The sequence below is a fragment of the Flavobacterium sp. genome (assembly GCF_036405015.1).
Lineage (GTDB): Bacteria > Bacteroidota > Bacteroidia > Flavobacteriales > Flavobacteriaceae > Flavobacterium.
The window spans coordinates 1-13,700 of record NZ_DASWYK010000197.1; the positions used below are offsets into that span (position 1 = coordinate 1).

Annotated in this window: 10 protein-coding genes; 4 read left to right on the forward strand and 6 right to left on the reverse strand. The window is 33.1% G+C overall.

What is annotated here, in order from left to right; genetic code table 11:
• Positions 1-159 precede the first annotated feature (159 nt).
• On the reverse strand, positions 160-1,362 hold the full coding sequence (locus tag VGE71_RS16845) for a serine hydrolase domain-containing protein (RefSeq protein WP_331139356.1): 1,203 nt from the start codon (positions 1,360-1,362) through the stop codon (positions 160-162).
• Positions 1,363-1,603: 241 nt separating this feature from the next.
• On the opposite strand from VGE71_RS16845, the gene VGE71_RS16850 reads away from it, so the two are divergent.
• Positions 1,604-2,806 carry an NAD(P)-dependent oxidoreductase gene (locus VGE71_RS16850; protein WP_331139357.1) on the forward strand — a complete coding sequence of 401 codons (1,203 nt, stop codon included), beginning with the start codon at positions 1,604-1,606 and terminating at the stop codon, positions 2,804-2,806.
• A 97-nt stretch (positions 2,807-2,903) separates the two neighbouring features.
• Here VGE71_RS16850 and fumC read toward each other — a convergent pair whose 3' ends face one another.
• Entirely contained in the window at positions 2,904-4,289 is a 1,386-nt protein-coding gene (gene fumC, locus VGE71_RS16855; protein ID WP_331139358.1) for a class II fumarate hydratase, read from the reverse strand.
• A 77-nt stretch (positions 4,290-4,366) separates the two neighbouring features.
• Between fumC and VGE71_RS16860 the strand changes: the two genes are divergently transcribed.
• Positions 4,367-4,546 carry a hypothetical protein gene (locus VGE71_RS16860; protein WP_331139359.1) on the forward strand — a complete coding sequence of 60 codons (180 nt, stop codon included), beginning with the start codon at positions 4,367-4,369 and terminating at the stop codon, positions 4,544-4,546.
• Between the two features lie 585 nt (positions 4,547-5,131).
• Here VGE71_RS16860 and VGE71_RS16865 read toward each other — a convergent pair.
• Complete coding sequence (locus tag VGE71_RS16865) at positions 5,132-7,579, reverse strand: TonB-dependent receptor domain-containing protein (RefSeq protein WP_331139360.1); 2,448 nt, start codon at positions 7,577-7,579, stop codon at positions 5,132-5,134.
• Positions 7,580-7,670: 91 nt separating this feature from the next.
• Positions 7,671-8,015: an arsenate reductase (glutaredoxin) gene (arsC, locus tag VGE71_RS16870; protein WP_331139361.1), complete on the reverse strand. Its 345-nt coding sequence runs from the start codon at positions 8,013-8,015 to the stop codon at positions 7,671-7,673.
• 116 nt (positions 8,016-8,131) lie between these two features.
• Between arsC and VGE71_RS16875 the strand changes: the two genes are divergently transcribed.
• A complete protein-coding gene (locus VGE71_RS16875) occupies positions 8,132-9,061 on the forward strand; it encodes a CPBP family intramembrane glutamic endopeptidase (protein ID WP_331139362.1) in 930 nt (309 codons plus the stop codon).
• A gap of 6 nt (positions 9,062-9,067) precedes the next feature.
• Positions 9,068-10,111 carry an AMP-binding protein gene (locus tag VGE71_RS16880; RefSeq protein ID WP_331139363.1) on the forward strand — a complete coding sequence of 348 codons (1,044 nt, stop codon included), beginning with the start codon at positions 9,068-9,070 and terminating at the stop codon, positions 10,109-10,111.
• Between the two features lie 177 nt (positions 10,112-10,288).
• On the opposite strand, the gene VGE71_RS16885 is transcribed toward VGE71_RS16880, so the two are convergent.
• Both VGE71_RS16885 and VGE71_RS16890 read right to left on the reverse strand, forming a co-directional pair.
• Complete coding sequence (locus VGE71_RS16885; RefSeq protein ID WP_331139364.1) at positions 10,289-11,503, reverse strand: RsmB/NOP family class I SAM-dependent RNA methyltransferase; 1,215 nt, start codon at positions 11,501-11,503, stop codon at positions 10,289-10,291.
• A gap of 137 nt (positions 11,504-11,640) precedes the next feature.
• Positions 11,641-13,620, reverse strand: a complete 1,980-nt coding sequence (locus VGE71_RS16890) for a KUP/HAK/KT family potassium transporter (protein WP_331139365.1) — start codon at positions 13,618-13,620, stop codon at positions 11,641-11,643.
• Positions 13,621-13,700 lie beyond the last annotated feature (80 nt).

A 13,700-nucleotide genomic window follows, 5' to 3' on the forward strand; every position in this document is an offset into this window, starting at 1 on the left:
TAAAAGTTTGAGATCTTATATTTACGAGCAAGGTCTCAATGCTCGACGTGCTTACTGTTCAATTCGACTCGCTGTCAAAACCAGTCGACCCCAAAAAATAAGTTTGCAAATTTAGAATATTTGAAATTACTTTCTGCTAAAATTTTCAGAAAAATTTTGTTATTCTTCGTCCTTAAAATTAAAAGGATAATCTCCAAAGACTGGAGCCAATTTACGAACCGCATAAGTGTTTCTGGTCATCTTGTTAGAAAGTGCGATAATCGTAACACCTTCTTTCATCAAGGTAATATAAGATGAAGTGTTTCCGTGCCACCATCCGTTATGGAAATAGAAATTTTGTCCCGTTTCCCAATTGATCATTCTAATTCCGAGACCATAATTTTTAGTTCCTTTACGTTCGTTACTGTAGCCCGTATAAACTTGTTTCAATAATTCAGGTTTTAAGAAATCTGGTGATTGTCTAGCTCGGTCAAATTTTAAAAGATCCCGTGCCGTAGAAAAAACATTTTTATCTCCGTATACATTATCCAGATAATCAAAACCAATTTCTACTCCATTTCCTTTATAAGACGGAACAATTTTTTTACGGTCTTTATCATCATCAAAAACATAGGTGTTTTTCATGCCAAGAGGTTTAAAAATCATTTCAGACATAGCTTCTTTATAGCTTAAGCCTGTGATTTTTTCGATAATAAGTGCCAGCATTGCATAATTGGTATTGCAGTAGCTAAAACGTGTTCCGGTTTTAGATTCCAAACCAATATCTTTTGTTGCCAGAATATTTAAAATGTCTTTATTGGTCAACTGATTATGTCTGTCCCAAATCGATTTGTCTCTGTCTGTAAAATACGCATAATTTCGCATCCCCGTACGATGGCTTAAAAGCATTCTAATGGTGCAATCTTCGTAAGGGAAGGTTTTTAAAATCGTGTTGACTTTTTGGTCTAAATCTATTTTACCTGCATTTACCAGTTTTAAAATTGCTGTTGCTGTTAGCACTTTACTTACAGAGGCAATTTGTACAGGTGTTTCGGGAGTTATTTCGGTTTTTTCATTTTTATTGGCAAAGCCATTATATCTTTCAAATAATATCTGTCCATTTTTGGCAACTAAGAAGCTTCCGTTCATATTGTTGTTGGGCCAGTTTTTATTATAAAAGTGATTTATTCTGCCAACAACCGAATTTTTAAAGGCCTGAGAAACTTTTGGTTCAGCGCCTAACGGCTTCATTTTAGGTAATGTATCTTCGACTGTTTGTGTAGTTTCTTCTGTTGTTTTTTTGTTTTGACCACAAGAACTTAAAACTAGTACAGAGAAAAGTATTTGTGGTATCTTTGTTTTTTTAAGGAAAATCATTTGCATCGTTCTTTAAAAACAAATATATCGAATTCAATTTTGTTGTTTTCTCAGTTCTGAGGCTCTTATTTGTGATTTTTAACTTTTTTTTAAGAAGTGTAAAAATTACTTCTTTGTTTTTCAGCTTTTAACAGATTTAAAACATTTTAAATCGAATTTTTAAAACAAAAATTTAACTAAATTTGTTATATTTGAAACAAATACATTGTAAAAAGTTATATTATTCAAAATATTAAATCAGGTTTAAATGAAATTTGGAATCATAAAAGAAAGAAAAAATCCGCCGGATAGAAGAGTTGTATTTTCTCCAAATGAATTAACAAAGTTGAAACAACTTTATCATGAAGCTAACGTAAAAGTGGAAAGCTCTGATATCAGGATATTTTCTGATGATGCTTATAAAAACATGGGAATTACTGTTACTGACGATGTTTCAGACTGTGATGTTTTATTTGGTGTAAAGGAAGTTCCTGATGAAAATCTAATTCCGAATAAGGCTTATTTTTTCTTCTCACATACCATTAAAAAACAACCTCATAATAGAAAGCTGCTTCAGGCAATTTTAGAAAAAAATATTGATTTATACGATCACGAAACTATTGTTGATGAACATGATCGTCGTTTAATTGGCTTTGGTAAATATGCTGGAATGGTTGGTGTTTATAACGGAATTAGAGCTTTCGGAATGAAATACGAATTGTTTAAACTCCCAAAAGCAGAAACACTTTCAGGTAAAGAGGATTTGATAAAGCATTTAAAGCGCATCATAATGCCAGCACTAAAATTTGTAGTGACAGGAACAGGAAAGGTGGGGAGTGGAGCTAAAGAAATTTTGGATGCTATAAAAGTAAAAGAAATTACAGTCGATAATTATTTAACTAAAAAATATGCACAAGCCGTTTATGTACAGCTTGATGTTTTAGAATACAACAAAAGAAAAGACGGTCAGGTTTTGGATTTTGTCGATTTTGTGAATCACCCAGAAGAATACGAATCTGATTTTGAAAGATTCACAAAAGTGTCTGATATTTATTTTGCGGGACATTTTCATGCAAACAATGCGCCGATGATTTTAACAAAAGAAATGTTGAATGCCAGCGACTGTAAATTGAAAGTTGTAGCCGATATTTCTTGCGATGTAAATGGTCCAATTGCTAGTACCGTTCGTTCTTCTACTATTGCAGAACCTTTCTACGGTTATTTTCCGTTAGAAGACAGAGAAGTAGATTTCTTTCATCCAGCCGCAGTTGCCGTGATGGCGGTTGATAATCTTCCTTGCGAAATTCCGAAAGATGCAAGTGAAGGTTTTGGGGAACAATTTATGGAACACGTAATTCCTGCTTTCTTCAACGGAGACAAAGATGGAATCTTAAAACGTGCCAAAATCACAGAAAACGGAAAATTGACGGAGAGATTTAGTTATTTACAGGATTATGTAGATGGAAAATAAGATCCTAAGTTACTGAGATATTGAGGTACTAAGTAAATGAAAACTTAGTATCTCAAAATCTTAGTGCCTCAGTAACTTAGAACCTTAGAGTCTTAGATTAAACCATATCCTCAGGTTTCACCCAAGTATCAAAATCTTCTGGAGTTACATAGCCTAAGCGAACGGCTTCTTCTTTAAGAGTTGTTCCGTTTTTGTGAGCGGTTTGTGCAATCTCAGCAGCTTTGTAATAACCGATTTTAGTATTTAAAGCCGTAACCAACATTAATGAATTATCGACTAATTCTTTAATTCGTTTGTGGTTCGGTTCAATTCCTTGAGCGCAATGTTCATCGAATGAAACGCAAGCATCACCTAACAATTGTGCCGATTGTAAAAAGTTTGCTGCCATTACTGGTTTAAAAACATTCAATTCGTAATGACCTTGCATTCCTCCAACAGCAATTGCCATATCATTTCCGATTACTTGAGCACAAACCATTGTTAAAGCCTCACATTGCGTCGGATTTACTTTTCCTGGCATGATAGAAGAGCCTGGCTCGTTTTCAGGAATATGAATTTCTCCAATTCCAGAACGTGGTCCAGAAGCTAGCATTCTAACATCATTAGCGATTTTGTTTAAAGAAACGGCTAATTGTTTTAAAGCACCATGAGTTTCTACAATGGCGTCGTGTGCAGCTAGCGCTTCAAATTTATTTTCTGCAGTTATAAAAGGATGTTTGGTAAACTCCGCGATATACTGAGCAACTTTTACATCGTAGCCTTTTGGAGTGTTCAGACCAGTTCCAACAGCAGTTCCGCCTAAAGCGATTTCGGCTAAATGGGCTAAAGTGTTTTTTAAAGCTTTTAATCCGAAAGCTAATTGTGCTGCGTAACCTGAAATTTCTTGTCCAAGTGTTAGAGGGGTTGCATCCATTAAATGCGTACGACCGATTTTTACAACATCTTTGTATTCTATCGCTTTTTTTGCTAATGTAGCGTGTAGTTTTTCTACACCTGGAATTGTGGTTTCTACTACCATTTTGTAAGCCGCAATATGCATTCCTGTTGGGAAAGTATCGTTTGATGATTGCGATTTGTTTACATCATCATTTGCTTTGATGAATTGTTCGCCTTCTCCAATTTCAAAACCTTTTAGAACTTGAGCGCGGTTGGCAATAACTTCGTTTACGTTCATGTTACTTTGTGTTCCAGAACCTGTTTGCCAAATTACTAAAGGAAATTGATCATCTAATTTTCCTTCTAGTATTTCGTCGCAGACTGCAGCGATAGCATCTCTTTTTTCGATTGGAAGAACTCCTAAATCATAATTAGCATAAGCCGCTGCTTTTTTCAGATAAGCAAAACCTTCTACAATTTCTTTCGGCATGGAACCTGATGGTCCAATTTTGAAATTATTTCTAGAACGTTCCGTTTGTGCACCCCAATATTTATCGGCTGGAACTTGAACTTCGCCCATGGTGTCTTTCTCTATTCTGTATTTCATTTTGTTGTATGTAAAATGTTATTTGAAAAAATGTGAATGTTACTTGTGAAAATTAAAAATTGAAGCTTCTTTTGAAAATGAGTCTCCTAGCCCTGATGGAAGCGGCATCTCCCGATTTAGAAAAACAAGGCTTTTTAGCCGTAGTTTTTGTTTATCGGGAATACAGCGGACAGCAGGAAATTGCTCCTGAAAATTATTATGGTTTTCTAAGATCTCTTTATTTAAAAGGTTTCGCATTCAAAAAAAAGCTTATTTAAAATGAGTATAAATATACGGATAAATGTTATTTAACGAAAATTGATTTAGATTTTATTGCTGAGAAAAAATATATACGCTACATTTGTCGTAACATTCAAAAATTCCGGAAAACATGTTTGAATTTTCACAGTACTTAGGCTTTTTACTTTTCTTAACCATACTAACTATAGGGTTTTGGTTAATGTTTTTCTTAGTTGGTTTCGTATCTTACTGGGTTACGGGCGCTAGCTGGGAACTGTTCAAAGAAAAAAGAGCTAAAAGAAGACAAGAAGAACAATCTATTTAATTTTAGATTGATGTCATAAAAAAAGGACCCGTTTTTACGAGTCCTTTTTTTTGTGCAAAAAAATAAATTCCAATATTTAAATTCCAAATTCCAATCCTTTGGGAAATTCCAAATAGAAAATTCCAAATTCCAATTGATTCAACATATTTAAACCCGACAGGTTTTTAAAATCTGTCGGGTTTCTTTGTAATAAAAAATTCCAACTTTTAAATTGGAATTTGGAATTTTTTTGTATTGGAATTTATCCCAATTTTTAAGGATTGGAATTTGGAATTTAAATATTGGAATTTAAAAAATATTATCCAGGGAATTCTCCACCGCCATCTCCGCCGCCGTCATTTCTTGGCTGGGCGTTTTTATCTCTTTCGCCTTTTGGTTTGTTGAAACGGTAAGTGAACGATAAATTGAATTGACGTTTACGGAATTGGAATTCGCTATATGAATTTACATTGTCTAAATATGTATAAGATCTCATTTTTCTAGAATTGAAAACATCACTAATGTTGAAAGCAATTGTTGCTTTGTCTTTTAGTATATCTTTACTGAAAGCAGTGTTCATTCCGAATTGGCCTAAGTTTTTACCTTGAGCTGTTTTTTGTTCTCCGTTGTACATTCCTGTCAATTGCCAGTCAATTTTATAAGGTAATGTAAGTTTAGAATTAATTCTTGCAAACCAAGAATTAGCCTGATTGTCTAAATTCTGAACAATCTCGTTATTTTGAGTATCTATATAACTATGTTCTCCTGTTGTTTTTACATTAAAGAAGTTGAAGTTACTGTTTAATTTCCACCATTTGAATGGGGTATAATTGAAAGTGAATTCGAAACCAAATTTTTGTTCTCTTCCTAAGTTGATAGGGGAACTTTTGATTACTGGAATTCCATTTACTTCATCTCCTGTAGGAGATCTCACAAAACTGAAAACGTCTTTTGTGTCTTCAAAATAGGCTGATGTATTGAAAGTTACTTTATCCCATCTTTTGATGTAACCAATGTCGTATTTATCTGTCAAAGAAGGATCTAAATCTGGATTTCCTTGAAAGATATTGATATTACTTGCATAGTTTACAGCAGGGTTCATAAAACGACCTCTTGGTCTTGATAAACGTTTGCTATAACTTGCTGAGAAATTACTCTGATCTGAAATTTCGTAACTAATAAATGCACTCGGGAATAAGTTGTTGTATTTTTTAGTATTGAAATTACTGTTGTCTAATAAATTAACTTCGATATTTGTGTCTTCCCATCTTAGACCAAATAAATAAGAGAATTTATTTACTTTAAAACCATATTGAGTATAAAGTGCGTTGATGTTTTCTTTGTACTCTAAAGTGTTCGATAAATTAGGGTTTACGGTACCTTGATAATCTGTAACGTTGTAAACGTTATTTAGATCACCAAAACTTCCTTTGTAACCAGCTTCAAATTGGCTTCCTTCGCCTAATGGTAAAACATAGTCAGCTTGAAAAAGAACTTGTTTTTGAACTTGATCGTTTAAAGTTGTATCAAATCTCGGAGAATCTTCAATTACACTATTACTGTCGTCTGTATTTCTGGAAATAGAAAAATCTGCAGTAAGTTTATGTCCTTTGTCGTTGAAATTTTTAATTAAGTTGGAAGTAAATTCAACGTTTTCACTACCAGTATCAGCGTTGTTTAAACGATAAGTTGTTCCGGTAAAATTACGAGAAGCGTCATAATTGTAATAATTGATCAAATCACGGTCGTCACCAGTATTTTTTTGGTAATTAATAGCGTTTGTCCAAAAAGTAGTTGGTGTAATTGTCCATTCAACTCCAGCTCTTCCATTAAATCCATTTCTAATACGTTTCGTATCACGAGTTTCGTCTAAGAAGTTTTGTGTGACTTTGTTTTCGTCTAAATACTCAGAATTTGTTTTACCAGCTCCTTCATTTGTTCTGTAATTGTATCCAGCTGTTGTAAAATAGTTTAGTTTTTCTGTTTTGTAATTGACATTTGCACTTAAACCATACGTTTCAGGTAAACCTGTTGAAGCAATCAAAGTTCCGTTAAAACCTTGATTTTTACCTTTTTTAAGCACAATATTGATGATTCCAGAACCTCCTTCTGCGTCGTAACGTGCAGATGGATTTGTAATAACTTCAACTTTGTCAATTGCATCGGCAGGAAGTTGTCTTAAAGCTTCGGCCATATTAATGGCTTGTGAAGGCCTTCCATCAATTAAAATACGAATATTGTCACTTCCTCTTAAACTAACATTTCCTTCTGTATCAACAGAAACAGAAGGTACATTGTCTAAAACGTCACTTACGCTTCCGCCTTTTACAATCATATCTTGTCCAACGTTGTAAACTTTTTTATCCAGTTTGATTTCTACAGTCGATTTTTCTGCACGAACTACAACTTCATTCAGCTGTGCAGCATCTTCAGATAGATTTACAACTCCTAAATTGGTGTCTCCCTGAATACTTTTTTGCTTGATTTCTGTTGATTTAAATGAAATAAATTCAACTTTGATATCATAAGTTCCAGGTGCAACAGCAACCTCGAATTCTCCTTTAGGATTTGTGATACCACCCGCAATAACTTTAGTGTTATTAGGTGCGGTAATCGAAATTGTTGCATATTCTAATGGTTGTTTGCTTACTTTTTCTAACACTTTTCCGGTGACTTTGACCTTATTGCCTCCTGGACCTTGTTGTGAGTAATTGTAAAAACTTGTTAACAAGAATACAAGTAATACAGCAAATTTGATTTTTTTCATTTTTCTGGTTTCTTTTTCTCTTTAGACGGCAAATGTAGTTTTTGGTTTAAAGAGAGAACTCACAAAAAAATGTTAATAGAATATTTTAGAATCAATCTAAAAAAGAAGCAACTAAATCTGGATCTCTTCCAATAATGGCTTTTCCGTCTTTTACAACAATAGGACGTTCGATTAAAATAGGGTTTTCTACCATTGCTGTAATAATCTGATCATTAGTCAAAGTTTTGTCCTTAAAATTTTCTATCCAGATTTTTTCTTTGGTTCTAACTAATTGAAGTGGTTCAAGATTTAACTGCTTCAATAATACTTTTAATTCGTCAAAAGAAGGTGTTTCTGTTAAGTACGGAATAATTTCAAATTCCTGATTGGATTGTTCTATAAAAGCAAGACAGTTTCTTGATTTTCCGCATCGCGGATTATGGTAAATTTGTATCATTTTGTTATATTTAAGGGTTTCAAATCTCGAAAGATAAAAAAGCGGTACTTTAGTAGTGTCAAAAGTAAGATTAACTTATCGATTTTGAATTCTCATTTTTTTAAAATTAAAATTTTATGTTTTTAGAGCAAGGAATTAAACCTGAAAATAAGTTTTGGAAATATCTTTTGGGCTCGGTTTTTATAATTGCAGCTTCTTTTGTAGGGCAAATTCCGATTACTGTTGCTGTATTTTATAAAACAGCTGTTGAAAAAAAGGCTATGCCGACGACAAATGATGATATTATGAGAATGTTTGAATCTAATATCACGCTTTTTTTAGTAATGATCTCCTTTGTTTTTGCCTTTGCAGGAATTTATTTTGTGGTAAAGTTTATTCATCATCAGACTTTATTGTCAGTTACGACTTCACGGCCAAAAATAGACTGGAAACGAATTAGTTTCTCTTTTCTTTTATGGACTTTCTTTTCTATACTGAGTTTTCTTTTTGTATATCTTAAATCTCCTGAACATTTTGAATTAAATTTTAAATTAACTCCGTTTTTGATTTTGGTTGTTTTAGGAACGATTCTAATTCCGATTCAGACCAGTACAGAAGAATATGTTTTTAGAGGTTATTTGATGCAGGGATTTGCCAATTTAGCACGTAACAGATGGTTTCCGCTTATAATGACTTCTGTTATTTTTGGATCGATGCACTGGGCTAATCCTGAGGTGGTTAAAATGGGAAATATTATCATGATTTATTACATAGGTACTGGACTTTTTTTGGGAGTAATTACTTTGATGGATGAAGGAATGGAACTCGCACTTGGTTTTCATGCCGCTAATAATCTGATAGGAGCATTATTGGTAACATCTGATTGGTCCGTTTTCCAGACTCATTCCATATTTAAAGATCTTTCAGAACCTTCAGCAGGAATTGATGTTATTCTGCCAGTTGTGGTGATTTATCCCATATTACTTTTTATCTTTAGTAAGAAATACGGCTGGACCAATTGGAAAGAAAGATTAACAGGAGACATTAAGGAAGTCGAAGTAAAATAGTAAAATATGCAAAATTTAACACAACATAAAGTTCATAATTATTTTAAACTAAATGGTTATCATTTAAACGCAAAAGATTTGTGTCGTGCGGCTTACAGCTATGTAAAAGAGGGAGATGCGTACGAACAGTCAATTGGCGAATTCTTTCTGGATTGGTTTGATAAAAAAGATTATATCGAAATGACGACTTCGGGAACAACTGGCCTTCCGAAAGTGGTTCGTTTACAAAAACAAGCCATGATACAATCTGCTTTGGCTACAGGGGATTTTTTTGATTTAAAACCAGGAGATAAGGCTTTGTTATGCCTTCCAACGCAATTTATTGCCGGAAAAATGATGTTGGTGCGCAGTTTGATTTTAGGATTAGAATTAGATGTCGTAGCACCAAGTCTTCATCCGTTGGCGCTAAATTCTACAATTTATGATTTTGTAGCGATGGTGCCACTTCAAGTTCAAAATTCAATTGAAGGACTTCATAAAGTCCGTAAGCTAATTATTGGTGGTGCAAAAATGGATTCTTCTCTGGAAGAAAAACTTTTACCACTTAAAACAGAGATCTACGAAACTTATGGAATGACTGAAACCATAACGCATATTGCAGCAAAGCGTTTAGGGGATTCTGTTTTTTCAATTTTACCAAATGTGAAGATTTCTCAGGATGATCGCCAATGTTTGGTTATTCATGTTTCAACAATTTCTGATGAACCAATCGTAACAAATGATTTGGTAGAATTATTAAATGATCAGCAGTTTATCTTTTTAGGTAGAATTGACAATGTAATCAATAGTGGAGGAGTAAAGCTGATTCCGGAGCAGATTGAAGCAAAATTGATTGGAAAGATAAATAGTAGATTTTTTGTAACAGGACTTCCTGATGCTACTTTAGGCGAAAAATTGGTTTTGGTTATCGAAGGTGAAAAACAAGATTTTGCTTCTGATTTTTTTGATGTTTTAGGAAAATATGAAAAACCAAAAGAAATAGTTTTTGTTTCTAAATTTAAAGAAAACGAAAATGGTAAATTGCTTCGTAAGCCAAGCTTGGAAGTTTAAAATTCCAAATTCCAAACTTTGCGTTGAGAACTTTGTCAAAGTTTTAAACTTTGACAAAGTTGAACCAGAAAATAAAAATCCCAAATTTCAATAACTAATTGAAATTTGGGATTTTTCGATATTGGAATTTCCTTTTTAAATTGGAATTTGGAATTAAAAATATTGGAAATTTAAAACTTAAGCTTTACGCTCCAAAAGTGCCATATAAAATCCATCAAAACCAGATTCTGAAGCTAGCATTTTACGATCTTCTACGAATGTAAATTGTTGTCCAATTTCTGTTTTTAAGAATTTCTCCACTTGTTCTTGGTTTTCTGATGGTAATACCGAACAAGTAGCATAAACTAATTTCCCTCCTGGTTTTACAATTTTAGAATAGCTTTCTAAAACTTCACTCTGAACTTTACGGATGTTATCAATAAATTCAGGCTGTAATTTCCACTTAGAATCAGGATTTCTTTTTAAAACTCCTAATCCGCTACAAGGTGCATCAATTAAAACACGATCTGCTTTTTCGTGTAGTTTTTTAATGACTTTTGTGCTGTCAATAATTCGATATTCGATATTGAAAGCGCCGTTTCTTTTGGCTCTTAATTTTAGTTGTTTTAATTTACTTTCATACAAATCCATTGCAATCAATTGGCCTTTATTTTCCATTAAAGAAGCCATATGCAATGTTTTTCCACCAGCTCCTGCGCATGTGTCTACAACACGCATTCCTGGTTTTACATCCAAAAATCCTGCAACTAATTGAGAGTTGGCATCCTGAACTTCAAAAAGACCTTGTTTAAAAGCGTCAGTTAAAAATACGTTTGCTCTTTCTTTTAAAACAAGAGCTTCTGGCTGGTCTTTTAAATATTCAGTTTCAATATTTAAGTCCATTAAAGTATTTCGAAGGCTTTCTTTTGTCCCTTTTAAAGTATTAGTTCTAAGAATAACTTTAGCCGGCTGATTTTGAGCTGCAATTTCTTTAGCCCAAACTTTCTCGCCAAGTTCTTTCACGCCTAATTCATCCATCCAGTCTGGAATAGATTCTTTAAGTGCTCTGTTTTTTGATAATTCGTCAAAACGACCTTTTATTTTTCTTTCAGGAGTTCCTTCCAATTGTCTCCAATCTGGAATTGGATATCCACGAAGAACTGCCCAAACAGCAAACATTCTCCAAAGATTATCTCTGTCGTAAGGTTCCTTAACTTCTGCAATTTCAGCATATAATCGTTTCCATCGAACAATCTCGTATATGGTTTCAGCAACAAATTTTCGGTCAGAACTTCCCCAACGTTTGTCTTTTTTTAATGCTCTAGCTACAACTTTGTCCGCATATTCTCCTTCATTGAAAATAGCATTCAAAGAATCGATTGTCGTATAAACTAAATTTCTGTGTAATCTCATTTTATTTATTTGAAGTGCAAAGGTAGTATTAATTGATTGAAAGTTAAATTTTTAATAGTGAATCTTATTTCTGATTCTCATTAAAAGAAAAAACACTCTAATTAAGAGTGTTTTTTTGAAATATTTTTTGATGCTAATTATTCTTTAGAAACAATACGCGTTAATCCAATATTTTCAGGAGCGTGAAGCACCATTGGGAATTTCTCTACTTTAACAGAGCTACTGTCCAGACCAAATGCTCTTTCTTCAGACAAACTCAGTTTTTTAATGAAGAAATAAGAGTTCATGATTATGTTTTCGTGCCATCTTAAATCATTGTCATTGGATAGAAATTTCTCAGACAATACAAATTTGAAATCTCCAATAATATTGTTTTTGTTTAAAGATTCGTAACGGCTGGTAATATCTACTTCGCCACGTTTTACCATGTCTTTAATAACTTCTCTAAACATTAAATTGATTTTGGTTGGTTCTCTAAAACCTAAATTGAAATCAATTCTATAGATGTCATCTTTTGCAATTTCAGTTACTTTATATTGTGTTTTATAAGGTTCTGTCAAAATATTAACGTGAACAAACCAATAAATGTCAGCTCTTTTCGGACGCTTTTGCAGAATAGAATAAATGATTTTTTCCTCCAATTCATCAACACGATTAGCATTTGTCATATAAACTAAATGCGTAGCATATTTCGGAATAGATAAATCCTGGCTTAACTCAACAAGAACTTGTTTGTAGTCATCGATTTTGACAACTTTAGTGTAGCTTTTGTTAATTTTCTTAGCCAAATACCAAATCGTCATTACAGAAATCAACATACTTGCAATGATTAGTGTAACGTAACCACCTTCTGCAAATTTGGTGATATTGGCAATTAGGAAACTAAATTCAATTAATAAATAAATGGTAATTAACGGAACCATGAAATACAGTTTTACACGTTTCATGATTAAGTAATAATTCAATAAAATAGTTGTCATGATCATGCAGAGAATAATCGCAAGACCATAAGCATGTTCCATGTTTCCTGATTTTTCGAAGTGTAAAACAATTCCAACACAACCAAAAAACAATAACCAGTTGATTGACGGAATGTATAATTGACCTTTTACTTCTGTAGGATATTTGATTTTTACTTTTGGCCAGAAATTTAGACGCATAGCCTCATTAATTAAAGTAAATGAACCACTAATTAATGCTTGAGAAGCAATTACTGCTGCTAAAGTAGCAACCACAATTCCGAATGGTAAAAACCAATGTGGCATAATTAAGTAAAATGGATTTCCATTTTCTCCTCCTAATTGCTGTAATGTACTTCCTTCGTGATGAATCAAATAAGCTGCTTGTCCAAAGTAGTTTAAAACTAAAGTTGTTTTTACAAACATCCAGCTGATTCTAATATTTTTTCTTCCACAGTGGCCCATGTCAGAATATAAAGCTTCGGCTCCTGTTGTACATAAAAATACGAATCCAAGAACAAAGAAACCGTCAGGATGGATCGATAATAAATGATAAGCGTAATATGGATTAATTGCTTTAATTACTTCTGGGTAATTCAATACTTGAATTGTACCTAATGTTCCTAACATAGCAAACCAGATTAACATCATTGGAGCAAAGAATTTTCCAACGAGTTTAGTTCCAAATTGTTGAATTGTAAACAGAACAAATAAGATTGTAATTACAATGTAAACAATAGTTTGCGTTTGCATTGTTGGATAAAATGCTCGAATTCCTTCTACAGCAGATGAAATTGAGATTGGAGGTGTGATAATTCCGTCTGCGAGTAGTGCGCTTCCTCCAATAATGGCGGGAACAATGAGCCATTGAATTTTTGTTTTCTTGACTAAAGCATAAAGTGCGAAAATTCCTCCTTCTCCATGATTGTCTGCACTTAAAGTAATAAGTACATATTTTATTGTAGTTTGTAAAGTCAGCGTCCAAAAAACACAAGAAATACCACCTAGAACAATGTCGGCATTGATCGTGTGATCACCTAAAATAGCCTTCATTACGTACAATGGAGAGGTTCCAATATCTCCATAAATAATCCCTAAAGTAATCAATAAACCCCCAATAGACAACTTACTATGTAAGTTTTTATGCGATGCGCTCATGTATATTTTTATAAAAGACGGTTGCAAATTTACTGTTTTAAAACAAATTAGCAGCTATTATAATTAAAAATAAAAAAAGC